Genomic DNA, 23807 nt, shown 5'->3' on the forward strand with positions numbered 1-23807 from the left:
TAGAGTTGAAACGTGAATTCGCGACGGTCCTGGATAATTTTTGCCGTCGCGTGTGGCGCGTACGCGATCGCCATCCTGCAACGCACATCCCTTGGTGTGGCAGGTGTGGATGCCACGGACCGGTTCTCCATCTCCGCGGCCATGCTGTCAAGCCTTGCCGTCGTCCAACTGATCGTCTACGCGGGCCTGCAAATTCCCGTCGGGCTGCTGCTGGACCGGGTTGGCCCGCGCGTGCTGATCCTCTCGGGCGCCGCGCTCATGGTCGTCGGTCAGACGACCCTCGCGCTCGCCCCGGGGATCGGCATCGCGATCGCCGGGCGCATCCTCGTTGGTGCAGGCGACGCCATGACCTTCATTTCCGTACTGCGGTTGCTCAACAACTGGTTCTCCGGACGAAAGCTGCCGATCGTCTCCCAGTGGGTCGGCACCATCGGGCAAACCGGACAGATCTTGTCGGCAATACCGCTGTCGATCCTCCTCCACCAGGCGGGGTGGGAACCCGCATTCCTCTCGGCCGCATCGGCGTCGCTGCTGGCGTTCATCCTCGTGGCCATCTTCGTTCGCAACGGAACTCCGGTGCACACGGGATCGATTCCCGTCGGACCGATAAGGGTGATGACGCAACTGAAGGAGAGCCTGTCGCGGCCAGGAACCCGCCTCGGCTTCTGGTCGCACTTCGTCACGCAGTCGTCCGGCAACGTGTTCAGCCTGTTGTGGGGCTTCCCGTTCCTCTCGGTGGGGCTCGGGTACGGTCCCGCGACCGCGTCGCTGTTGCTCACGCTCATCGTTATCAGCGGTGGCGTGATGGGGCCCATCCTCGGTCTGATTACTGCCCGCTATCCGATGCGCCGGAGCAACGTGGTGCTCGGTGTCGTCGTTGCGATGGCAATCGCCTGGACGATCGTTTTGGCGTGGCCGGGCCAACCGCCGTTCTGGACGGTGATTCTTCTGCTCGTGGTGATTGCCGTGGGCGGCCCGGGATCCGTGATCGGCTTCGACTTTGCACGGACCTTCAACCCCATGCGCAATCTTGGCTCTGCCACCGGCATCGTGAATGTGGGTGGGTTCCTCGCCTCCTTCATCATGATGTTCATCATCGGTGTTGTGCTCGATGCGCTTGACACCGCTCACGGAGGCTCGGGAGATCCGTCGACGCTCTACTCGCTCGACTCGTTCCGCATCGCGTTTCTCGTGCAGTACGTGGTCGTCGGTGGCGGCGTGATCATGTTGCTGCGCGCGCGAAAACAAACCCGTCAGCGTTTACACGAGCAAGAGGGAATACAGGTAGCCCCTGTTTGGGTTGCATTAATGCGGGCGTGGCGCAAGAGGCATCGCTAGCGCATCCGGCGCTGGTGGCGAGGATAACCGTCAAACCGTGCAATAATTAACATCGAGACCCGGTCACGTCGTACCAGGAAAGCAGCACGTTTGTCGTGCTGTCGCCCACGACTTGACATGGGTCTTAGTACTGCCCAAAAACCCCGGAAAGGTGTTCGAATGGCAACCCGAACCAAGACTGCAACGGCTGAAGCGCCCACTACCACTGACGAGGTCAACGTCGACCCGACGGTTGTGGCGCCTGTGAAGGCCGCCGCCAAGACAGCTACAAAGACGACCGCGACAAAGGCCAAGGCCCCGACGAAGGCTGCCCTCGCGAAGGCTGCGGCCGCCGAAGCCGCAGAGGCCGCCGGAACCAAGGCTCCCGCCAAGGCCCCGGCAAAGAAGCGTGCAACAAAGGCAACCGGCACCGATGAGGCCGACGGTCCCGACGCCGATGGCGAAGACGACGAACCAGAAGTGGTGATCGTTGACGTCGAGGCCGACACCGAAGAGGTCGCAAAAGAAGGCGCGACCGATACGGACGACGACGACGACAAGAAGAAGACGGACGAGGTTCTGCCCAGCGGCGCCCTCGTGCTGTCGATGGTCGACGACGAGGACGAGGTCCCCGTGTACTCGTCCGCCATCACCGGTGCGACCGCCGACCCGGTCAAGGACTACCTGAAGCAGATCGGAAAGGTCGCCCTGCTGAACGCGGCCGAAGAGGTCGAACTCGCAATGCGTATCGAGGCGGGCCTGTTCGCTGAGGACAAGCTGTCCGAGATGAGCGATGTCGAGAAGAAGACGCCACTCGGACGCGAACTGCAGTGGGTTTCCAAGGACGGCCAGCGTGCCAAGAGCCACCTTCTCGGCGCCAACCTCCGACTCGTCGTCTCGCTCGCCAAGCGGTACACCGGTCGCGGCATGCAGTTCCTTGACCTGATCCAGGAGGGCAACCTCGGCCTCATTCGCGCGGTCGAGAAGTTCGACTACACCAAGGGCTTCAAGTTCTCGACGTACGCCACCTGGTGGATCCGTCAGGCGATCACCCGTGCGATGGCGGACCAGGCCCGTACCATCCGCATCCCCGTGCACATGGTCGAGGTCATCAACAAGCTCGCCCGCGTTCAGCGCCAGATGCTGCAGGACCTTGGTCGCGAACCCACCCCCGAGGAACTGAGCCGCGAGCTCGACATGACCCCCGAGAAGGTCATCGAGGTACAGAAGTACGGCCGCGAGCCCATCTCCCTGCACACCCCGCTCGGTGAAGACGGCGACAGTGAATTCGGTGACCTCATCGAGGACACCGAGGCCGTCGTTCCCGCCGACGCCGTCGGGTTCACGATGCTGCAGAAGCAGCTCGAGAGCCTGCTCGACTCCCTGTCCGAGCGCGAAGCAGGAGTGATCCGCATGCGCTTTGGCCTCGGCGACGGCATGCCGAAGACGCTCGACCAGATCGGAGACACCTTCGGCGTGACGCGCGAGCGCATCCGCCAGATCGAGTCGAAGACCATGGCGAAGCTTCGTCACCCGTCCCGGTCACAGTCGCTGCGCGACTACCTCGAGTAAACACGTGACTGCTGCGCCGGTGCGGTACGCACCGGCCATCATCGCCGGACGTCTCGTTCGGATAGCCGCCCGCATGCGCAAGCGTGGGGGCGGCTCTGCCGTGCCCGGGCTCGTCGTCAATCGCATCGCGCCGGGCTTCCTGGCGAGCGTGCTCGACGGCTTTGCCGGGGGATTCGTGATTGTCTCCGGGTCGAGTGGCAAGTCAACGAGCACCAAGATGCTCGTCGCGATCCTCGAGGCCCACGGCAAGTCCATCTTCACCAATCCGTCGACCGCCAACATCGCGCAGGGACTCACCAGCGCGCTGCTGGAGCGCGTCAACCTGGCCGGCCGTATCGATGCCGAGATCGCCGTCCTCGAAATGGACGAGGGCCACGGCGCCCAGATCGCGCCCTCGCTCAATCCCACGGTCGTTCTCCTGACCAACGTGATGACGGACCAGATCGACCGGTTCCACGACTCGGAGAAGGTCGCCGCCATGCTGAAACGAATTGCGCAACGGGCGAGCAAAGAACTCATTATCAATGCGGATGACGCGATGCTGCTGGAACTTGCCTGTGACGTGGATTCCACCGCGGAGCTCGTTCGCTACGGCGTGAGCGCAGAGGTGCTTGCCAACAACCCCCGGGGACTCGGCTACACCCGCGAGGCAACCGAACGCCTGTCCTCCGACGCCGGCACGGTCATTACGCACGTGGACGGACGTCACGCCACCGTGACACTCGCCGGCACCGAGTGGCCCATCTCCCTCCCCGCACGCGGCACCCACTACGCCGTAGATGCCGCTGGGGCGCTCAGCGCTGCCGCGTCGGTGCTGGGCTCCGACTTTGATCCCGCCCTCGCCACAGCGACGCTGAGCGCCGTCGCTCCCGTGTTCGGGCGCGGCGAGATAGTGACGGTCCGCGGTAAGAAGATTGAGTTTGTGCTCGTGCAGAACCCCGCGAGCTTCCAGCTCAACGTGGACAGCCTGCAGCGCGGTCTCGACCAGGTGCTCGTCGCCGTCGGTTCCGACGTGCGCGACCCGTCCTACTTCTGGCCGGTCGATTCGTCGCCGCTCGGCAGCGTCGTGGCCGTGACCGGGTCCAAGGCGCACGAGATCGCCCTCCAGCTGTCCTACCAGGGCGTTCAGATCGGTTCGATCACGCCCGACCTCGCCACGGCACTCGATGCCTTCCTCGCCCTGCCGGAACCCCAGACGGGAATCAAGACAGTGATCTTCACCGCAGACTCCATGCGCCGCACGCGCGCCCATCTCGGCCTCGTATGAGTTCCGCGCTGACAGTGCTGACGGTGTTCCCGTCGGCGTTCAACGTCAATGGCGACTCCGAAAATGCCGCGGTGCTCGCGCAGCGCGCGCGGTGGTCGGGTCACTCCGTCGATGTCGTGCGCTGGCAGCCCGGGGAGCCTGTACCGGCCGCCGCTCCCGGCATCGTCGTAATCGGCTCGACCACGGATGCCGCGCTTCCATCGGCAATCGCCGAGCTGCGGCCCCACCGCGAGTTGCTGGCGGGCTGGATCGCCTCCGGTGTTCCCGTGCTCGCGATCGGAACCGGCTGGGAAATCCTGGGCGCGAGCATCGAGCTCGGGGGAGCGGCGGGAACCATAGCCGCCCTCGGGTTGGTGGACGGTCGTGCCGTCGCGGCCTCTGCCCGGGTGAGTAATGACCTGGTGGTGTCATCCGCATTCGGCCGACTGATCGGGTTTGAGAACCACGCCCGCAATTGGGAGCTGGCCTCCGGCAGCACTCCGCTCGGAACCGTCGTCTACGGACGCGGTAACGGCGCCACCGGGACATCCGAGGGCCTCATTCAGGGTTCCGTGATCGGAACGCACCTGCACGGACCCGTGCTTGCCAAGAACCCGTCGCTCGCCGACCACCTGCTCGGCCAGGTCATTGAGGAATACGACGCGCGCACAGTCATGAGCGGACGTGTGGACGACATAGCTCGAGCCGCGCGCAATGTGATTGCGACGCGGCTCGAGCTTGAGTCTGAATAACGATCGGATTCGCTGAGAATCCGTCGCCGACGATTTAGTTGTTGACGTTCTCCAGCAGACGGCTGGACTCGTCGTGCCACTCAAGAGCGGTGGCGGAGAGCTTTTCCTTGAACTGTGCGCCGTGGTGTGCGCAGAAGAAAAGCTGACCGGTGGACATAGTGACTCGCACGTATGCCTGGGCTCCGCAGCTGTCGCAGCGATCGAGCGCGCTCAACTGGTGAGCGTCAAGCTCGATGTTATCTTCGGTGGTGATCTGAGACATGGGCTGCTCCTTCGGGCTCGGATGGTGTGATTCCCGTGTGTATATACAAGCACGGTCGTGTTTCGCCCGTGCGACATTTGCCGGGTATTTCGCTGAACGCGTACGGCGGGAATAGGCCTGGGTGTTGCTGCAACGGGTGTCGGAGGGTGACCGGTATTCTTGCAAGGTTGCACCATCTGACGTTTCTAAGGAGTTTTCGTGGCGAGTTCCGACTACTCCGCTCGACACCTGTCCGTGCTCGAAGGCCTCGAGGCCGTTCGCAAACGCCCGGGCATGTACATCGGTTCGACCGACGCGCGCGGACTCATGCACTGCCTGTGGGAGATCATCGACAACTCGGTCGATGAGGCCCTCGGCGGCCACGGCTCGCAGATCAGCGTGATTCTGCACGCGGATGACTCGGTCGAGGTGCACGACCGCGCCCGCGGCATCCCCGTGGACATCGAGCCGAAGACGGGTCTGTCCGGCGTCGAGGTCGTTTTCACCAAGCTGCACGCCGGTGGCAAGTTCGGCTCCGGCTCGTACGCCGCGTCCGGTGGATTACACGGGGTCGGTGCATCCGTTGTCAACGCTTTGTCCGAACGCCTCGACGTCGAGGTTGACCGCGACGGCAAGACCTACGCGATGTCCTTCCACCGCGGCGAGCCCGGCAATTTCGACGACAAGGGCGGCGAGAAGACTCCGGATGCCCCGTTCGCCCCGTTCGTTTCCGGCAGCGAGCTTCGTGTGGTGGGCAAGGTTGCCAAGGGCAAGACCGGTACCCGCATCCGTTACTGGGCCGATCGCCAGATCTTCACCAAGGGAGCTGACTTCCAGACGGAAGAGCTGTTCTCCCGCGCACGCCAGACCGCATTCCTCGTGCCCGGCCTGTCGATTGACATCGCCGACAACCGCGGCGAGACACCGACGAGCGAGACCTTCAGCTTTGCCGGCGGCATCTCCGAGTTCGTTGACTACCTGAGTCCCGACGCACCACTCACCGAGACGTGGCGCATGCAGGGGTCCGGCACGTTCACCGAAACGGTTCCCGTGCTGCAACCCACGGGGGCGATGGTGCCGACCGAACTGACCCGCGACTGCGAGGTCGACATCGCGCTGCGCTGGGGAACCGGCTACGAGACCGTGCTCAAGAGCTTCGTCAACATCATCGCCACGCCCAAGGGCGGCACGCACCAGGCCGGTTTCGAACAGGGCCTCATGAAGTTCCTCCGCGCCGAGGTCGAGAAGAACGCCCGGCGCCTCAAGGTCGGCAACGACAAGCTCGACAAGGACGACATCCTCGCCGGCATGACCGCGGTGCTGACGGTGCGGCTGCCGGAGCCGCAGTTCGAGGGGCAGACCAAGGAAATCCTCGGCACTCCCGCGGTGCGTGCGATCGTGGCATCCGTCATCGCCAAGACCATGGCGGAACGATTCGCCTCTCCCAAGCGCGATGACAAGGCGCAGTCGGCCCTGTTGCTCGACAAGATCGTCGCCGAAATGAAGTCGCGCATCTCCGCCCGCACGCACAAGGAGACCCAGCGCCGCAAGAACGCGCTCGAGAGCTCCTCGCTGCCGGCGAAGCTCGTGGACTGCCGCTCGAGCGACGTGCTCAACAGCGAGCTGATGATCGTCGAGGGCGACTCCGCCCTCGGCACGGCCAAACTCGCGCGCGACAGCGAGTACCAGGCGCTGCTTCCGATCCGCGGCAAGATCCTCAACGTGCAGAAGGCCTCGGTCAGTGACATGCTGAGCAACGCCGAGTGCGCGTCGATCATCCAGGTGATTGGCGCCGGCTCTGGCCGGTCGTTCGACATCACGCAGGCGCGCTACGGCAAGGTCATCATCATGAGCGACGCGGATGTCGACGGCGCGCACATCCGCACCCTCCTGCTCACCCTCTTCTTCCGCTACATGCGACCCATGATCGAGGAGGGGCGCGTCTTCGCCGCGGTTCCGCCACTGCACCGCGTGATCGTCATGAACCCGGGTTCCAAGCCGAACGAGACGATCTACACCTACTCCGAAAAGGAGCTGGAGGGCGTGCTCGCCGGACTCAAGAAACAGAACAAGCGCTACCAGGACCCGATCCAGCGCTACAAGGGCCTCGGCGAGATGGACGCGGACCAGCTGTCGTCCACCACCATGGACCGCCGCTACCGCACCCTGCGCCGCGTGCGCGTCGACGACGCGGAAGACGCCGCGCGCGTGTTTGAGCTGCTCATGGGCAACGATGTTGCTCCCCGCAAGGAGTTCATCATCGCCGGCGACGGATTCGACCGGGCCCGCATCGACATGTAGCACGGCGGCGTTGCCCGCACGGGCAACGCTACGGCTACTCGTCTTCGAGCAGCTCGAGCATTCCGTCCGGATAGAGCAGCGCCTCGTCCTGGGCGAACAGCGCTATCGGCTGCCAGGAGGCAGTCGCGCCACGGTCGGTGTTCTTCAGCGCGATCTCGGTCGTGGAGTAGAGCTGCTCGCGGTCGAGCGTGCACTCGTACACGAACGTCACCTCGCGCACGGCCTCCGTGAAGCTTGTCTGCGTGCTTTCGATCTCGCCAAGCAGGTCGATGTCGGAGATTTCCGAACCCAGCAGCGAGCGGATGACCCGGCGCAGGCTCAATTCGGCATTCTCACCGGTCGCGACCTCGCCGCCGATCGGGCGGAAGTAATCCTCGTTGATGGAGTTGTCGTGTCCTCCGGTGACGAGGAGATCGTCATCCCGGCGCACGACTGCCACCACGCGGGAGTGGACCCTCAGCGGGCTGCCGTTTTCTCCCCGGACGGTTCCGAACGCGCTCACAGGCTCGCCCCGATCGTCGCAACGATTCCCTCAAGCGGCGTGCCCGAGGCATCCCGCTTCGATCCGGAGTCCGGAAGCTTGCGCACAGCGCCGTCCGACCCAAGCGCGTGTGCGGGAGCGGTGCCCGCCCACGCCACGGTCAGCCTGTCTTCGCCCTTGAGGAACGCGTGGGCCCGCACTCCGCCGGTCGCGCGACCCTTGGCGGGGAACTCGAACACCTCGGAGAGCTTCGCCCGGCCGGAGTCGGTTCCCGGGATGGTTTCGGTTGAACCGGACACGGTAGCGACCACGACATTCTCCATGGGGTTGATGGCGCCGAAGAAGATGACCTCTCCTGAGGTGCCGAGGTTGATGCCGGCCATACCGCCAGCGGACGTCCCCTGCGGGCGCACTGTACCGGCCGAGAAGCGCAGCAGTCGCGCGTCGGAGGTGACGAAGACGAACTCGGCTCCGTCGGGTGCCTGGTCGACACCGACAACCTGGTCACCCGGCTTCAGCGCGATGACCTCGAAGTCGGGCTTGTTCGGGTAGTTGCCCGCGGTGACGCGCTTGACGACGCCCTGCTTCGTTCCGATGGCGATGGGAACGGTGGATGTCAGTGAGACCAGTCCCACCACGCGCTCCTTCGCGTTTCCCAGCGCGATGTAGTCGGTGATCTTGACTCCGGCGCCGAGCTGGATTGAGTTCTCTGGCACGCTCGGCAGGTCGACGGGGGAGAAGCGGATGAGGCGACCGAGGGACGTGACCGCCCCGATCTCCGTGCGGCTGGTCGTGACGACGGACGACCGGATGGCGTCGTGCTTCGTGCGTCGGCGGGTGATGGCGGATCCCGTGCCGGCCGCGGGCGCCGCGACATCCCCCTCCAGACCATCCAGCAGGGTGGGTTCCGTCTCCGCCGGGGGAGCCAGGTCGACGCGGATGGCGCGGCCCGTGGTCGAGAGATACACGCGGCAGGCGGTATCGGCGATCTCGAGGATGGGCGCGTTCTTGCGGCTGCTCGCGGTCGCGATGGACGGGCGCGCCTCTGTCAGGAGGGTGCGGCGGGGGGTGCCGAACTTCTCGGCGACGTTCTCGAGCTCGTCGGAGACCAGCTGGCGAATGCGCTTGGGGTCGGCCAGGATTGCCTCGAGTTCGGCGATCTCCTCGCGGAGCTTGTCACGCTCTGCCTCCAGCTCGATGCGGCTGAAGCGGGTGAGGCGGCGCAGGCGCAGTTCGAGGATGTACTCGGCCTGAATCTGGCTGAGATCGAAGACGTCGATGAGGCGGGTGCGCGCCTCCTCGCTGTCGTCGCTTGTGCGGATGACCTGGATGACCTCGTCGATATCGACAATGGCGACCAGGAGGCCCTCAACGAGGTGCAGGCGCTCCCGGCGGCGGTCGAGGCGGAACTGGCTGCGCCTGCGCACGACCGACAGCCGGTGGTCGACGTAGACCTGCAGCAGGTCGCGCAGCCCGAGGGTGCGCGGACCGCCCCCAACGAGCGCGACGTTGTTGATGTTGAAGCTGTCTTCGAGCGGGGTGTAGCGGTAGAGCTGCTCGAGCACGGCGTCGGGGCTGAAGCCGGTCTTGATGCCGATGACGAGGCGCAGGCCGTGCCGGCGGTCGGTGAGGTCGGTCACATCGGAGATGCCCACGAGCTTCTTCGAGTTGACGCCGTCCTTGATCTTCTCGATGACCTTCTCGGCACCGACCATGTATGGCAGTTCCGTGACGACAAGCCCGGTCTTGCGGGCGGAAATCGACTCGACGGCGACCTTGGCACGGGTCTTGAAGGCACCGCGGCCGGTGGCGTAGGCATCCCTGATGCCGGCCAGACCGATGATCGTTCCGCCCGTGGGCAGGTCGGGTCCGGGCACGAAGGCCATGAGGTCGTCAAGGGATGCATCGGGGTTGTGCAGCAGGTGACGGGCGGCACCGACGACCTCGACGAGGTTGTGTGGCGCCATGTTCGTGGCCATGCCGACGGCGATGCCGCTCGCGCCATTGACCAACAGGTTGGGGAACGCCGCCGGGAGCACCTCCGGCTGCGTGAGCTGGTTGTCGTAGTTGGGAACGAAGTCCACGACGTCTTCGTCGAGGCCATCCGTCATCGCAAGGGCGGCCGCTTCCAGGCGCGCCTCCGTGTACCGGGGGGCGGCGGGACCGTCGTCGAGGGACCCGAAGTTGCCGTGGCCGTCGATGAGCGGAACGCGAAGGATGAAGTCCTGCGTGAGCCGCACCATGGCGTCGTAGATGGACGCGTCGCCGTGCGGGTGGAGCTTTCCCATGACGTCGCCGACGACGCGGGCCGACTTGACGTGACCGCGGTCGGGACGCAGTCCCATTTCGGTCATCTGGTAGAGAATGCGGCGCTGTACCGGCTTCAGTCCGTCCCGCGCGTCCGGAAGAGCGCGCGAGTAAATGACGGAGTAGGCATATTCGAGGAACGAGCCCTGCATTTCGGCGGAGAGATCGACATCTTCGATGCGTTCGCCCGCGGCTGCGGTGGGAGATTCGGGAGTAGTCATAGGATTGCCACCATGCTACCGGCGCCGAAAACAGACCGGATCACCCTCGCCGATGTGTTGACAAGTTCCCTGTCCGCCTTGGATGGGTCATCCAATCGACTGAACCTCCCACCCGTCACCAGGGCCGTGGTCCTGCTGGTCGATGGGCTGGGAGTCGAGGCGCTCAAGGCCCGGTCGGGACATGCCCGCACCCTGTTCGGAGCCCTCACCGGGTCATCCGTCATCGACTCGGGATTTCCGACGACGACGGCCGCAGCCCTCGCCACCCTGACCACCGGGGTTGCCCCGGGGCAGCACGGTCTCGTCGGCTACACGGTGCTGGATCCGGCGAATGACCGCGTCGTCAACCAGCTCTCCGGCTGGGACGACAGGCTCGACCCCGCCACCTGGCAGCGTGTGCCCACCCTCTTCGAGACGGCCGTGGCCCAGGGCTACCGGGCCGCTGCCGTCGGGCCGCTGCGCTACCGCGACTCGGGGTTCAGCGGTGCCGTGCTGCGCGGTGCCGAGTACCTCGATGCGGGATCCATCGCCGAGCGCATGCAGCGCGCGGCCGGGTGGCTGCGCGAGGTGGGGGAGCCCGGCATCCTCTACGTCTACGTTCCCGAACTTGACGTCGCCGCCCACGCGAACGGCTGGGAGTCGGACGTGTGGATCCGCAAGCTCGAGGAACTCGACTCTGCGGTGCGCGCCTTCCTGCCGTCACTGACCCCGACGGACGGGCTCCTGCTCACGGCGGATCACGGTGTCGTCGATGTGCCGCACCACGCGCACGTGCTCATCGACGCCGAACCGGCACTGCTCGACGGGGTGCGGTTTGTCGCCGGCGACCCGCGGTGCCTCCAGCTTCACTTCGAGCCGGGACTGGCGGATGACGCGCGCGACGCGCTCATCGAACGCTGGCGTGACGCCGAGGGGAGCCGCGCGTGGGTCGCCACCCGTGCCGAGGCCATTGCCGCCAACTGGTTCGGCGAGGTGTCGCCCGACGTGGCACCCCGCATTGGTGATCTCCTGATCGCGGCCCGCAAGAACATCGCTTACTACGACGGACGCAGCCGGGACACGCACGGGCAGGCCATGATCGGCCAACACGGATCGTTCTCACCGGCAGAGGTACGCGTTCCCCTCCTGCGGTTCGGGGCGTTCGCCCGCGCCTGACGTGCCGGCTGCCCTCAGGCGAGCGCGAGCAGGTGGCGTTGCCCGATGACGGACAGCGATAGCACCTTGTATCCCTCACGGTCGAAGAAGACAGTCAGGCTGTCGCCTTCTTCGCTCATGACGATGCCGGTTCCCCACGCGGCGTGCACCACGGTCGCTCCCTCGGGGAAGGCCGACACCTGGCGTACCGCGAACTCGGGTGCGTAAGCGGAACCAGAGGAACAGGTGTCGCAGTTTCCGCAGGGTGCCGGCAGTTCCTCGCCGAAGTACCCGAGCAGCAACTGACGCCTGCACCGCCGCGTTTCGGCGTATGCGCGCATCATCGCGATTCGCGAGTGTTCAATCCTTTCGCGCTGGCGCCCTGCCGCGACGCCGCGGAGCGCGGCGTCCTCCGCGGTGATCGCCGGGTCGGCTGTCACCCCGAGATGGTCGTGGACGACGACTCCCGCCTCCTCCAGGAGGTTGACGAGTCTTGCGGTTCCCTGCTCCGAAAGAGCAACGGCCCGGGCGATGTCGGCCACCCGTGTTGGTCCGCCGGCATCGACCAGTGCCGTGAATACCCGGGCGAGGTCGTCAGACCGGGGCACACCGCCGGCGAAGAAGCTGAGCAGTCCGAGGTCCTCGGGGCGGTAGTTGAGGGTTACCGTTGCCGGCTCCCCGTCACGGCCGGCGCGGCCGACCTCCTGGTAGTAGCTGTCGAGAGAGTCAGGGATTGAGGCGTGCACGACAAACCGCACATAGGGTTTGTCGATGCCCATACCGAACGCACTGGTGGCCACCACCACCTCGGCGACGCCGCTGTGGAAGTCGGCTTGTGCGGCGGCGCGCAGGCCCGTGCTCAGTCCGGCGTGGTACCCGACGCCGTGGAAGCCGCGCGCGGTGAGTTCCGCCGTGAACTCCTCGGTGTCACGGTGCGTCGCCACGTACACGAGTCCGGGTTTTGCCGTGGCGATCACCTGCGCAAGCACCGCCGCGTGCTTTTCGTGGGGGTTCTCGTGACGCACAACCTCCAGTCGGAGGTTGGGACGGTCAAAGCCGAAGGTGAGAACCCGCGGCTCGCGCATTCCGAGCCGCCGCACGATCTCGTCGCGCACGGGTGGTGAGCCCGTTGCGGTCAGGGCAAGTACCGTCGGGTGGCCGAGTGTCTCGATCGCGTCCGCCAGTCGCAGGTAGTCCGGCCGGAAATCGTGTCCCCAGGCGGCGACCGAGTGAGCTTCATCGACGACGAACAGGCCGACCCCAATGGCGGCGAGTCGGTCGAGCACGTCGGCGCGTGCCAGCTGTTCAGGAGAGAGCAGCAGGTATTTCGCGGTGCCGTCCGTGACAGCGAGTCAGGCCGCAGCGTTGGCGCGCGCACCCTGGGCGGAATTCACCGCGACGGCCCGCGGGGCATTCGGGTGCTGGGCGAGCGTGCTGATCTGATCGGCCTCGAGCGCGATCAAGGGGGAGACAACCACCGTGATGCCGCCGGTCATGGCGCCGGCTACCTGGTAGATCGCCGACTTGCCATACCCGGTGGGCATGACTCCGAGGGTGTCAGTTCCGCCGATCGTGCTGCGGATCGCCTCGATCTGTCCGGTGCGCAGGTCGCCCCAGCCAAAGAGCTCGAGGGCGACCCGGTCGATCGCTGCTGTCACGCCCGATCAGGCGAGGTCGTCGTCCGTGCGCGCACCAAAGACGATCTCGTCCCAGCTGGGCATCGACTGGCGTCCCTTGCGGTTTGCCTTGTTTCCCTGCTGGGGACCACCCGAGGGAAGGAAGGGTTGCGGAGCTGTCGATCGCCCCGGCTCCTCTTCCTCATCGTCAAAGTGGTCGAGCGGGATGTCGACAATGCGGATGCTCCCGGTGGAGGGGTGCATGGGCGACGGCACACCCGAGGTGGGAGCGGGCGGCTCCTCCTCGAAGCTCGCGGCCTCACGCTCACCCCTGCGACGACGCAGGGCCTCAAGAAGATCCGATGTCTGGTTGTGATCGACGGGAGTTTCTTCGCGCCGGGCGGGGGTCACGACGGCGCCGGTGGGCTGCGTGGCGTGGCGCGGCTCGGAGTTGTCGGCCTCACTCAGGTCGAAGGCACCGCTGTCGAAGCGGCTGGCTCCGGTGTCGGACTCGTCGTTGCCCACGGCACGGAGACGGGGAATGAGCGCGCCGGCAGCCTCGCCCTGCTGGGAGAGCGTCACCGCCTCGCCGTTCTGGGGAGACAGCGCGAGCTTCTTCGGGTCGAAGGTCCAGCGGGCATCGTGGTCGATGCTGTCGGCGGTGAAGGACAGCTTCACGACCCAGCCAACCCCGGTCTCTTTCCAGCTCGCCCATCGTTCGCCAGTGGCGCCGAGGTCGTAGAGCCGTTCCCGGATTACGGAGCCAAAGGTCGAGCCCTGTGCCATGGGGTCGGTCTCGAGGGCGGTGTGTACGGCGACGCTGAGCGCCGTCTCCACCACGAACTCGCGCTCGGCCATGACGGGGCCTTCGAATTTCTGGATGTACTCCAGTGGCACACCGGTGATCGAGGACACGTCCTGGGCGGACATGCCACCGCGGATGTGTGCCTGGATCTCGCGGGGTGCGAGTTTGCGGCCGGCACCCGGTTCGGGCACCGCCTGGCGCAGTTTGGACTGCAGCACTTCGTCGATGGGGATACGGAAGCGGGTTCCGTCGTCCGAGGCGACGAGCAGTGCGCCGTTCTCAACTCCGATTACACGTAGGTCTTGCATGCTTAAAAGCCCTCCGGCTGTCGCGATTCCCGCCAAGGATGACACGGAACACTCGCGGATTGCGGGAATAGAACGGGCGTGCCGAAAGTTACTTCACCAGCAAGATGAGTAGCTCGATCTCGCGGTTTGCTATTCGGTTTGTATTCATGCAAACTATGGCCGCCGATTTGGTTTACTCAAGGCTTATATAAGAAGTGGATGGGCATGGCAACCGATTACGACGCACCCCGTAAGACCGACGATGACACCGAGTCAATCGAGGCTCTGAAGGAACGCGTCCCGGACAAGATGTCGGGCAGTGTCGATGTCGATGACGCTGACAACCCCGGCAGTTTCGAACTCGCTGGACAGGATCTGTCAGACCTCGACCTCGACGTCGTGGTACTGCCTCCCCAGGCAGATGAATTCACCTGCGTGAGCTGTTTCCTCGTGAAGCACCGCTCGCAGCTGGACCACGACACCAAGCTGGGTCCGATTTGCATTGAGTGCGGAGCGTAAGCTTCAGCACCCTCCGGGGCACCGCCGACACCGTCGGCATCGTTCCGCCCGAAACGCGCCGTTCACCAGGAATCCCGGTGAGCACGGCGCGCTTTGTGCGTTAACGGGCAAGCGTCGTCACTCAGAGACGGGCGCGCGCCTGATCGATAGCACGCATGAGGGCCTCCGGCTGGCGGGTTGACACCAGCCAGTACGGAGCGGGATCACGTTCGTCACGGATTTCGACCTTCACAACGGGGTCGACCCAGCCGCGGATGACAAGCCACGCGCGGGCGTCGAGACGCTGGCCGCGTTCGAGCGTCGCCTCCGACTTGGTGAAACCGTTCATTGCCCCGACGTTCTCGATCGGCAGCCGTGCACGCCCGGCGATCAGGGCGGACTCGCTCACCTCAATCACCGGGGAGGTGAAGGTCAACACGAGCACGGACGCAGCGAACAGGATGGCGGCCGCCCACACTCCCACCTCGGCATTGATCGGCAGAAACACCAGCAGGGCCGCGGGGATGATCAGTGCGGAGGCGATGTACTGCCATGGCCCGGGCAGAAGGCGTTCACGGTAAGTCGTCATGGCTCTATTCGATCAGACTTCTGGACTAGCCTCGACACGTGGCACATAGCGTCGAGGTATTGATTTCATCGGGATACGAACCGGGGTATTCGCATCCGGGGGATGCGGGGGCCGACCTTCGTGCAGCCGAGAGCGCCGAATTGGCGCCCGGCCAGCGGGTAACCGTCGGCACCGGTGTGGCAATCGCGCTGCCCGATGGATACGCGGCTTTCGTCGTGCCTCGCAGCGGATTGGCAGCAAAGCACGGCATCACCATCGTCAATAGCCCCGGAACAGTGGATGCCGGCTACCGCGGTGAAATTCGCGTCACCCTCCTCAATACAGACGCATCGATGCCCTATTCTGTGGCGGTCGGCGATCGCATCGCACAACTCATTGTTATGCCGGTAACCCGAGCCCGGTTCATCCCCGTTGATACGCTGCCCGGCAGCCAGCGCGGAGAATCCGGCTTTGGTTCCACCGGATATAACGCACCCAAGTCAGGAGAACTCTCGTGAGCGACACAGCCAACGGACCGATCGACGGCGCGGTCGACCAGGGCAAGTCGGGTCCCGCGGATCGCGAGACTGCCGGGCCCTTTGATGACAGCGAAGCAAATGCTGTTCGTCCCTACGTTGACCTGGGGGGCGTGAAGATTCTGCCGCGCGCCGACCTTCACCTGCGTCTCGAGGTGGAAGAGGGGAGCCAGCGCGTCGTCGCGGTCGGTCTCGACTTCGCCGGATCGACCCTGCAGGTTCAGCCGTTCGCGGCCCCGCGGTCGAGTGGTCTCTGGCATGAGATCCGCGAGCAGATCGTGGACCAGATTCACAAGCAGGGCGGTACCACGAAGCTCACGGTCGGCCCCTTTGGACCCGAGATCCTCGCCGAAATTCCGGCGAGCACGGGCGGCCAGGCCGGCGCGCGCCTCGCCCGCTTCGTCGGTGTCGACGGCCCCCGCTGGTTCCTCCGCGGTGTCATCTCGGGCGAGGGCGTCGTCGACGCCGACGCCGCTGCCAAGATCGAGGACCTCTTCCGCAGTGTCGTGGTTGTGCGTGGCACCACTCCGATGCCCCCGCGAGACCTGATTCCGCTGCACATGCCCGCCAACCCCGGGGCAGACCCGCTGGACCCCACGGTTATCTAGTCCATGTCCGATCCCGTCGAACCGCAGGAGCCTCGCACGCCGACCTTCTCGGAATCACTCTCGGCCGCCGCGCGCCAGTCGTCTTTCGGCAAGATCGAGCCGGGGGAGACGCCGACCGCCGGTGCGATGCTGGGCGCCATTGGCGGTGTCCGAGGCATCGTCGAGTCGGTGGCCCCCGGGTTTGCCTTCCTCTTGCTCTACACGTTCACCAAGAACCTGCCTCTGTCCGTCATCGTCCCGGTGGTAATCGCGGTCATCCTGGTGATCGTGCGGGCAATCACCCGGTCGCCCGTCACCCCCGCGGTCTCCGGTGCGATCGGGATCGCGCTCACCGCTTTCCTTGCGCTCGCCACCAACAGGGCAGAGAACAACTTCTTGCCGGGCATCATCATCAACGTGATCGTGTTGCTCGTCCTGATCATCAGCATCGCCGTGAAATGGCCGCTCGTTGGTGTGGTGGTAGGTCTGCTGCTGGGCGAGCTCAACTGGCGGGCCGATCCGGCTAAGCGTCGCGCCTTCACCATCGCCACCTGGGTGTGGGTGCTGCCCTCGGTCATCCGGGTTGCCGTCCAGGTGCCGCTGTATCTCGCCCACCGCGCGGACCTGCTCGCGGCCACCAAACTCCTCACCGGCATTCCGCTGTACATCGCCGCACTCTGGGTTACCTGGCTGCTGGTGCGGGCGGTCACGACGAAACCCGACGTGTCCGCGGAATAACGGCGGCGCCGGGGCATCCGCTCCGTGGTATATTTATCTCGACATCAAGATACTTTTCGGGTTCCGTCAGACGCACTCTCGCCTCTCGCGGTGCCCGGCACAGGCTTAGGCTTGCCTTGCTGGCAGATGGTCCGGCTGGCGGCGAGTATTGAGCTAGGTCAGCAAGGGAGACGACAGTGGCTGCAGTAGATAGCTTTGGATCCAGGGACACTCTGAAAGTCGGTTCGACCGACTATGAGGTCTTCCGTCTAGACAAGGTTGCGGGCTACGACAAGCTGCCCTTCAGCCTCAAGGTTCTCCTGGAGAACCTGCTGCGCACCGAGGACGGCAAGAACGTCACGAAGGCGCAGATCGAAGCGCTCGCGTCGTGGGTGCCCACCTCCGAGCCCGACACCGAGATCCAGTTCACGCCCGCCCGGGTCGTGATGCAGGACTTCACCGGAGTTCCGTGCATCGTCGACCTCGCCACCATGCGGGAGGCAGTTGCCGCGCTCGGCGGCGACCCTACCAAGATCAACCCGCTGTCACCGGCGGAAATGGTCATCGACCACTCGGTCATCGCCGACCTCTTCGGCTCCGAGGACGCCCTCGAGCGCAACGTCGAGATCGAGTACGAGCGCAATGGTGAGCGCTACCAGTTCCTCCGCTGGGGCCAGACGGCATTCGAAGACTTCAAGGTGGTGCCGCCGGGAACCGGAATCGTGCACCAGGTCAACATTGAATACTTGGCGCGGGTCACCTACACCCGTGAGGTGGGCGGCGTTCTGCAGGCCTACCCCGACACCTGCGTCGGCACCGACTCCCACACCACCATGGTCAACGGCCTGGGTGTTCTGGGTTGGGGCGTCGGCGGCATCGAGGCAGAGGCGGCCATGCTCGGCCAGCCCGTGTCCATGCTGATCCCCAAGGTCGTCGGTTTCAAGCTGTCCGGCACCATTCCCACGGGCGTGACCGCGACCGACGTTGTGCTCACGATCACGCAGCAGCTGCGCAAGCATGGCGTCGTCGGCAAGTTCGTCGAGTTCTACGGCGAAGGCGTCGCGTCGGTGCCCCTGGCCAACCGCGCAACCATCGGCAACATGAGCCCCGAGTTCGGCTCGACCGCCGCCATGTTCCCCATCGACGACGTCACGCTCGACTACCTGCGCCTCACGGGTCGCAGCGAAGAGCAGGTCGCCCTGGTCGAGGCGTACGCCAAGCTGCAGACGCTGTGGTACGACCCGGCCGTCGAGCCCGTCTTCAGCGAGTACCTCGAGCTCGACCTCGGCACCGTCGTGCCGTCGATCGCCGGCCCGAAGCGTCCGCAGGACCGGGTCGAGCTCAGCCGCGCGAAGAGCCAGTTCGAGATCGACCTCGATGCGTATGCCTCGGTCAGCCACTCGATGGTGGACGACGCGGTGGAGGGAACCTTCCCGGCGTCCGACCCGATTGGGTTCACCTCCCAGGACGAGGAGACGGCTCACGCGCAGGCGCCCCACCGTCACACCAGTCACGCACCCGGCGCACTGTCGAACCCGACCGAGGTCGTGCTCGAGAACGGTGAGGGTTTTGTGCTCGACCACGGAGCGGTGGCCATCGCGGCGATCACCTCGTGCACGAACACCTCCAACCCGTCCGTGATGCTCGCTGCGGGCCTTCTCGCCCGCAACGCCAGCATGAAGGGCCTCAAGTCGAAGCCCTGGGTCAAGACCACATTGGCTCCCGGGTCGAAGGTCGTCACCGACTACTACGCGAAGGCTGGCCTGACCGGCTACCTCGAGGACCTCGGCTTCTACACCGTCGGCTACGGCTGCACCACCTGCATCGGTAACTCCGGTCCTCTCCTCGACGAGATCTCCGCAGCGGTCAACGACAATGACCTCGCCGTTACCGCCGTGCTCTCCGGTAACCGCAACTTCGAGGGTCGCATCAACCCCGACGTCAAGATGAACTACCTCGCGTCTCCGCCCCTGGTCATCGCGTACGCCCTTGCCGGATCGATGAACTTCGACTTCGAAAAGGACGCACTGGGCGTCGGCAGCGACGGCGAGGATGTCTACCTCAAGGATATTTGGCCGGATGCCGCGGAAGTTCAGTCCACGATCGACACGTCCATCAACACCGACATGTTCACCCACGAGTACTCGGGTGTCTTCGACGGTGACGAGCGCTGGCGTTCGCTTCCCACCCCGACCGGCGCCACGTTCGAATGGGACGAGGAGTCCACGTACGTGCGCAAGCCCCCGTACTTCGACGGCATGACGATCGAGACCACCCCTGTCGTCAACTTCACCGGCGCCCGTGTACTCGCCAAACTGGGTGACTCCGTGACCACGGACCACATCAGCCCCGCGGGAAACATCAAGGGCGACAGCCCGGCCGGACGCTACCTCGACGAGCACGGTGTCGAGCGCAAGGACTACAACTCCTACGGTTCGCGTCGCGGTAACCATGAGGTCATGATTCGCGGAACCTTCGCGAACATCCGCCTCAAGAACCAGTTGCTGGACGGCGTCGAGGGTGGCTACACCCGCGACTTCACGCAGCCCGAGGGTCCGCAGTCGTTCATCTACGACGCCAGCCAGAACTACCAGGCAGCGGGCATTCCCCTCGTCATCTTCGGTGGCAAGGAGTACGGTTCCGGGTCATCCCGTGACTGGGCCGCGAAGGGCACGAGCCTCCTCGGAGTCAAGGCCGTTATCGTCGAGAGCTTCGAGCGCATTCACCGCTCCAACCTCATCGGAATGGGCGTGCTGCCGCTGCAGTTCCCCGCCGGCGAGAGCTGGGCGTCCCTCGGCCTCGACGGTACCGAGTCAGTCACCATCACCGGTGTCGAGGAGCTCAACGACGGCGTCACCCCGGAGACGCTGCACGTGGTCGCCGCCCCCACGGAGAACTCCCCGGCGGGCAAGGAGACGATCGAGTTCGACGCGGTCCTTCGCATCGACACCCCGGGCGAGGCTGACTATTACCGCAACGGCGGCATCCTGCAGTACGTACTGCGGTCGCTGGTGTAACGGTGGTTATCCGCCCGTGGGCGGGCGACAACTGATCGACTCAGGGAAGACCCGGGCGTGTGGCATCCACTCGCCCGGGTCTTTGCGTTTAATTCCCACCGAACACACCCGGCGCTCCGAAGCACTATCGAAGGTGACGCGGTGGGCCTCGCGTAGACTTTCAGGATGTTCGTCCAGTGCCCGCAAGTTCGTTTTCGGATGGTGACCGCGTGACAATTCTCGAGACGATCTCCGGGCCGCGTGACCTGGACGCCCTTTCGCCGGCCCAGCTGGAGCAGCTCGCAGCGGAGATTCGCGCGTTCCTGGTGAGGGAAGTGTCCAAGACCGGCGGTCACCTCGGCCCCAACCTTGGTGTTGTCGAGCTGACGTTGGCCATCCACCGGGTCTTTGATTCACCGCACGACGCCGTGATCTTCGATACCGGCCACCAGAGCTATGTGCACAAGTTGCTGACGGGACGCCAGGACTTCTCTCACCTGCGCCAGCGCGGTGGACTCGCCGGGTATCCGCAGCGCAGCGAATCCATTCATGACATCGTCGAGAGCTCGCACGCATCCAGTTCGCTGTCGTGGGCCGATGGCATCTCGCGGGCGTTCGCAATGACCGGCCAGGACGACAGGCACGTCGTCGCCGTGGTGGGCGATGGCGCCCTCACCGGTGGCATGACCTGGGAAGCCCTCAACAACATCAGTGACGACAACGCACGGAAGCTCATCATCGTCGTCAACGACAACGGTCGTTCCTACGCGCCGACCATCGGTGGCATGGCTCGGTTCCTCAACGATGTGCGCACGCGTCGGTCCTATCGCAACCTTTATGAGTCGAGCCAGCGGCTGTTCAACGTCTTCGGCGGACCGGGACGCGCCCTCTACCGTGGCATCCGCGGTGGCACACACGGCTTCCTCTCCCGCTTCACCAACAACGAGGCGCTGTACTCCAACCTCGACATCAAATACATCGGCCCGATTCACGGGCACGACCTGAATGCCATGCGCGAGGCGCTGGAGCAGGCAAAGAACTACGGCGCCCCCGTGATCGTTCACGCGATCACCCAGAAGGGCAAGGGCTACGAGCCCGCCGTCGCGGACATAGCGGACCAGTTCCACGCGGTCGGCCAGATCGATCCGGAGACCGGCGAGCCCGTCGGAACATCCTCCGCTCCGTCGTGGACGTCGGTGTTTGCCGACGAGATCGTGTCCATCGCCGACACCAACCCGCGCATCGTCGGAATCACGGCGGCCATGCTGCGGCCGACCGGTCTGCACAAGTTCGCCGAGCGATACCCGCAGCGGGTGTTCGACGTGGGAATCGCCGAGCAGCACGCGGCCACCTCGGCGGCCGGCCTCGCCTTCGGCGGCCTGCACCCGGTCGTGGCGTTGTACGCGACGTTTATCAACCGCGCCTTCGACCAGGTGCTGATGGATGTCGCCCTGCACAAGGCAGGCGTGACCTTCGTGCTGGACCGTGCCGGTGTCACAGGACCCGACGGCCCCAGCCACCACGGCATGTGGGATCTCGCGATTCTGCAGGTTATCCCGCACATCCACATCGCCGCCCCCCGCGACGCAACGCGCCTGCGCGAGGAACTCCGTGAGGCCGTCGTCGTCGAGGACGCCCCGACCGTCGTGCGCTTCTCCAAGGGCAGCGTCGGCAACGAGTTTGAGGCAGAACGCCGGACCTCCGATGGCGTCGACGTCCTGCGGGAGGCGGCCCACAAGGACGTGCTCATCGTGACGGTGGGCCCGATGGCCTCTCTCGGGCTGCAGGTAGCCGAGCGTCTCGCGGCGCAGGGCATCGGCGCAACGGTTATCGATCCGCGCTGGGTCGTCCCCGTGCCGGCAAGCGTCGTGGACTTCGCACGCGACCACCGCATCGTCGTATCCATCGAGGACGGCATTCGTGTCGGTGGCATCGGTACCCGCATCCGCCAGGACCTGCGCGAGGCCGGGGTCGACACCGCCGTCACCGAACTCGGGCTTCCCGACGAGTTCCTCGATCACGCCACCCGCGACCAGATCCTCGAGACCGTCGGGCTCACCCCGCAAAAGATCGCCCGTGACCTCGTCGCGCAGGTGCTGGGCAGCAAGATTCCGGTTGCCCGTCCGCTTCCGGCCGACGGCCGCGATGCGGACGAGCGCGCCGGCACCGACTCCGTCGCCACCGAGCGCGACGAGTAGGTCACCCCGCCGATTTGGTGCGGCCGGATCACAAACCTCAACCACAGGCACAACGCTGGCAGGATGCTCCGGGAGTGACGTCTGTCGCGCGCGAAGTTCTACGCTGAGAAAGTGACGATTACGCAGCCGGAACTCACCCTCTGTGAGGTGACCGAGCTCTCCGGTCTGTCGGCCCATACCCGCCGCGATTGCGGGCTCGCCCGTCACGGCGACGCGGCCGAGGGCGCGCGGTCGCGGCTGCTGCGGGAGACTCGGCTCCGGGTCATCCGTCTGCTCGCTGACATCACCACCAGTCTTGCCGCGATCGATACGAAGATCGCGGTGTACGAAGAAAGGATCACCCGTTCATGAAGAAGATCACACTGGGAACCAACAAGCTTGAGGTGTCCCGCCTCGGGCTCGGCTGCATGGGAATGTCTGCGTTCTACACCGGCGCGGGAACGGATGACACGGGGTCGATCGCCACGATCCACCGTGCGATGGACCTCGGGGTCACGTTCTTCGATACCGCGGAGATGTATGGCCCGTACCTGAATGAGGAACTGCTGGGACGTGCTTTCGCCGGCCGTCGCGATGAGGTCGTCATCGCGACCAAGTTCGGCACTCTCCTGCACCGCGGCGATGGAAGTCGCGGACTCGACGGCAGCGCCGAGAACGTGCGCCTGTCGGTCGAAGGCTCCCTTGCACGCCTCGGAACCGACTACATCGACCTGTACTACCAGCATCGCATGGACCCGGGAACGCCCATCGAGGAGACCGTCGGTGCGCTTGCCGAGCTCATCGCCGAGGGGAAGATCCGCAACTACGGGCTGTCCGAGGCCGGACCCGAGACGTTGCGTCGCGCCAACGCCGTTCACCCGGTGACGGCGCTGCAGTCGGAGTATTCCCTGTGGTCCCGTGACATCGCCACCGACATCCTGCCGGTCGTCCGCGAGCTCGGCATCGGCCTCGTGCCGTACTCGCCGCTGGGCCGCGGTTTCCTTACCGGGACGATCAGGTCGCTCGACCAGCTGGATGCCGATGACTTCCGCCGCAACAACCCGCGGTTCGAGGGAGACAACCTCGAGGCGAACATCAGCATCGTGGAGCAGGTGGATGCAGTCGCCGCCGAGCTCGGCGCAAAGCCCGGCCAGGTCGCCCTCGCATGGCTGCTGGCGCAGGGCGACGACATCGCTCCCATCCCCGGCACCAAGCAGATTAAGTACCTGGAGGAGAACGTGGCGGCCGACGCCATCGAGCTCTCCGCCGAGCAGCTTGCGACCCTCGACGCGGTATCCGCTCCCGTGGGCGACCGCTACGCCGACATGAGCCCGCTGGGCCGATAGCCGCCCCGCCACGGCCGCGCGACCGGCCGCACCCGCAAGTTCGGGGCGGCGGGAGTTATCGCACGGTTCGGCGGGAGAAGAATGCGAGCGGCGGGAGTCATG

Annotated in this window: 21 protein-coding genes and 1 pseudogene; 14 read left to right on the forward strand and 8 right to left on the reverse strand. The window is 65.4% G+C overall.

Annotated features, from left to right (window positions below):
* Positions 1–12: 12 nt before the first annotated feature.
* From HB677_RS05300 to HB677_RS05315, 4 genes are read left to right on the forward strand one after another with little or no spacing between them, the layout of a single operon-like run.
* On the forward strand, positions 13–1338 hold the full coding sequence (locus HB677_RS05300; protein WP_213814644.1) for a nitrate/nitrite transporter: 1326 nt from the start codon (positions 13–15) through the stop codon (positions 1336–1338).
* 42 nt (positions 1339–1380) lie between these two features.
* The gene (locus tag HB677_RS05305) at positions 1381–2889 is read left to right on the forward strand and encodes an RNA polymerase sigma factor (RefSeq protein ID WP_374193788.1); all 1509 of its coding nucleotides are present in this window, start codon (positions 1381–1383) and stop codon (positions 2887–2889) included.
* Positions 2890–2893: 4 nt separating this feature from the next.
* On the forward strand, positions 2894–4156 hold the full coding sequence (locus HB677_RS05310) for a Mur ligase family protein (protein ID WP_213814646.1): 1263 nt from the start codon (positions 2894–2896) through the stop codon (positions 4154–4156).
* Positions 4153–4887 carry a type 1 glutamine amidotransferase gene (locus HB677_RS05315; RefSeq protein WP_213814647.1) on the forward strand — a complete coding sequence of 245 codons (735 nt, stop codon included), beginning with the start codon at positions 4153–4155 and terminating at the stop codon, positions 4885–4887. Before HB677_RS05310 ends, HB677_RS05315 begins: the two co-directional genes overlap by 4 nt.
* A gap of 34 nt (positions 4888–4921) precedes the next feature.
* Here the strand turns inward: HB677_RS05315 and HB677_RS05320 are convergent, their stop codons facing one another.
* Positions 4922–5149 (reverse strand): hypothetical protein, encoded by a 228-nt coding sequence (locus HB677_RS05320; protein WP_213814648.1) that lies wholly within the window; start codon positions 5147–5149, stop codon positions 4922–4924.
* A 198-nt stretch (positions 5150–5347) separates the two neighbouring features.
* On the opposite strand from HB677_RS05320, the gene HB677_RS05325 reads away from it, so the two are divergent.
* A complete protein-coding gene (locus HB677_RS05325; protein WP_213814649.1) occupies positions 5348–7429 on the forward strand; it encodes a type IIA DNA topoisomerase subunit B in 2082 nt (693 codons plus the stop codon).
* Positions 7430–7463: 34 nt separating this feature from the next.
* Here HB677_RS05325 and HB677_RS05330 read toward each other — a convergent pair whose 3' ends face one another.
* Entirely contained in the window at positions 7464–7931 is a 468-nt protein-coding gene (locus HB677_RS05330; protein WP_213814650.1) for a hypothetical protein, read from the reverse strand.
* A complete protein-coding gene (locus HB677_RS05335) occupies positions 7928–10438 on the reverse strand; it encodes a DNA topoisomerase (ATP-hydrolyzing) subunit A (protein ID WP_213814651.1) in 2511 nt (836 codons plus the stop codon). The genes HB677_RS05330 and HB677_RS05335 overlap by 4 nt, the downstream gene beginning before the upstream one ends.
* Positions 10439–10492: 54 nt before the next feature.
* On the opposite strand from HB677_RS05335, the gene HB677_RS05340 reads away from it, so the two are divergent.
* Positions 10493–11593, forward strand: coding sequence for an alkaline phosphatase family protein (locus tag HB677_RS05340; RefSeq protein ID WP_307852487.1), 1101 nt, complete (start codon positions 10493–10495; stop codon positions 11591–11593).
* A gap of 14 nt (positions 11594–11607) precedes the next feature.
* Here the strand turns inward: HB677_RS05340 and HB677_RS18760 are convergent, their stop codons facing one another.
* The 4 genes and pseudogenes from HB677_RS18760 to sepH all read right to left on the reverse strand — a co-directional run bounded on the left by HB677_RS18760 (position 11608) and on the right by sepH (position 14301).
* The gene (locus HB677_RS18760) at positions 11608–12180 is read right to left on the reverse strand and encodes a RecQ family zinc-binding domain-containing protein (protein ID WP_307852504.1); all 573 of its coding nucleotides are present in this window, start codon (positions 12178–12180) and stop codon (positions 11608–11610) included.
* Positions 12181–12213: 33 nt separating this feature from the next.
* Positions 12214–12906, reverse strand: a pseudogene (locus HB677_RS18765) (RecQ family ATP-dependent DNA helicase); the annotation flags it as partial.
* 18 nt (positions 12907–12924) lie between these two features.
* Positions 12925–13230, reverse strand: coding sequence for a DEAD/DEAH box helicase (locus HB677_RS18770; protein ID WP_307852488.1), 306 nt, complete (start codon positions 13228–13230; stop codon positions 12925–12927).
* A gap of 6 nt (positions 13231–13236) precedes the next feature.
* On the reverse strand, positions 13237–14301 hold the full coding sequence (gene sepH, locus HB677_RS05350; protein ID WP_213814653.1) for a septation protein SepH: 1065 nt from the start codon (positions 14299–14301) through the stop codon (positions 13237–13239).
* 204 nt (positions 14302–14505) lie between these two features.
* Here sepH and HB677_RS05355 point away from each other — a divergent pair, with 204 nt between their 5' ends.
* Positions 14506–14799, forward strand: a complete 294-nt coding sequence (locus HB677_RS05355) for a DUF4193 domain-containing protein (protein WP_213814654.1) — start codon at positions 14506–14508, stop codon at positions 14797–14799.
* A 121-nt stretch (positions 14800–14920) separates the two neighbouring features.
* Here the strand turns inward: HB677_RS05355 and HB677_RS05360 are convergent, their stop codons facing one another.
* Positions 14921–15367 carry a DUF3093 domain-containing protein gene (locus HB677_RS05360; RefSeq protein ID WP_213814655.1) on the reverse strand — a complete coding sequence of 149 codons (447 nt, stop codon included), beginning with the start codon at positions 15365–15367 and terminating at the stop codon, positions 14921–14923.
* Positions 15368–15405: 38 nt separating this feature from the next.
* Between HB677_RS05360 and dut the strand changes: the two genes are divergently transcribed.
* The 7 genes from dut to HB677_RS05395 all read left to right on the forward strand — a co-directional run bounded on the left by dut (position 15406) and on the right by HB677_RS05395 (position 23705).
* Positions 15406–15864 carry a dUTP diphosphatase gene (gene dut, locus HB677_RS05365; protein ID WP_213814656.1) on the forward strand — a complete coding sequence of 153 codons (459 nt, stop codon included), beginning with the start codon at positions 15406–15408 and terminating at the stop codon, positions 15862–15864.
* Positions 15861–16490 carry a DUF3710 domain-containing protein gene (locus HB677_RS05370; protein ID WP_307852489.1) on the forward strand — a complete coding sequence of 210 codons (630 nt, stop codon included), beginning with the start codon at positions 15861–15863 and terminating at the stop codon, positions 16488–16490. Before dut ends, HB677_RS05370 begins: the two co-directional genes overlap by 4 nt.
* Positions 16491–16493: 3 nt before the next feature.
* On the forward strand, positions 16494–17207 hold the full coding sequence (locus HB677_RS05375) for a DUF3159 domain-containing protein (RefSeq protein WP_213814657.1): 714 nt from the start codon (positions 16494–16496) through the stop codon (positions 17205–17207).
* A 176-nt stretch (positions 17208–17383) separates the two neighbouring features.
* The gene (locus HB677_RS05380; RefSeq protein ID WP_213814658.1) at positions 17384–20203 is read left to right on the forward strand and encodes an aconitate hydratase; all 2820 of its coding nucleotides are present in this window, start codon (positions 17384–17386) and stop codon (positions 20201–20203) included.
* 209 nt (positions 20204–20412) lie between these two features.
* Positions 20413–22380: a 1-deoxy-D-xylulose-5-phosphate synthase gene (dxs, locus tag HB677_RS05385; protein ID WP_213814659.1), complete on the forward strand. Its 1968-nt coding sequence runs from the start codon at positions 20413–20415 to the stop codon at positions 22378–22380.
* Positions 22381–22491: 111 nt separating this feature from the next.
* Entirely contained in the window at positions 22492–22731 is a 240-nt protein-coding gene (locus tag HB677_RS05390; protein ID WP_213814660.1) for a hypothetical protein, read from the forward strand.
* Positions 22728–23705: an aldo/keto reductase gene (locus tag HB677_RS05395; protein ID WP_213814661.1), complete on the forward strand. Its 978-nt coding sequence runs from the start codon at positions 22728–22730 to the stop codon at positions 23703–23705. The genes HB677_RS05390 and HB677_RS05395 overlap by 4 nt, the downstream gene beginning before the upstream one ends.
* Positions 23706–23807 lie beyond the last annotated feature (102 nt).

The sequence above is a fragment of the Glaciihabitans sp. dw_435 genome, assembly GCF_018449675.1.
Classification (GTDB): Bacteria; Actinomycetota; Actinomycetes; order Actinomycetales; family Microbacteriaceae; genus Glaciihabitans.

Excerpts from the sequence above, each read along its gene's own strand:
- HB677_RS05315 (WP_213814647.1), top strand. The coding sequence starts at position 4,153 with ATGAGTTCCGCGCTGACAGTGCTGACGGTGTTCCCGTCGGCGTTCAAC.
- HB677_RS05320 (WP_213814648.1), bottom strand. The coding sequence starts at position 5,149 with ATGTCTCAGATCACCACCGAAGATAACATCGAGCTTGACGCTCACCAG.
- HB677_RS05335 (WP_213814651.1), bottom strand. The coding sequence starts at position 10,438 with ATGACTACTCCCGAATCTCCCACCGCAGCCGCGGGCGAACGCATCGAA.
- sepH (WP_213814653.1), bottom strand. The coding sequence starts at position 14,301 with ATGCAAGACCTACGTGTAATCGGAGTTGAGAACGGCGCACTGCTCGTC.
- HB677_RS05355 (WP_213814654.1), top strand. The coding sequence starts at position 14,506 with ATGGCAACCGATTACGACGCACCCCGTAAGACCGACGATGACACCGAG.
- HB677_RS05360 (WP_213814655.1), bottom strand. The coding sequence starts at position 15,367 with ATGACGACTTACCGTGAACGCCTTCTGCCCGGGCCATGGCAGTACATC.
- HB677_RS05375 (WP_213814657.1), top strand. The coding sequence starts at position 16,494 with ATGTCCGATCCCGTCGAACCGCAGGAGCCTCGCACGCCGACCTTCTCG.
- HB677_RS05395 (WP_213814661.1), top strand. The coding sequence starts at position 22,728 with ATGAAGAAGATCACACTGGGAACCAACAAGCTTGAGGTGTCCCGCCTC.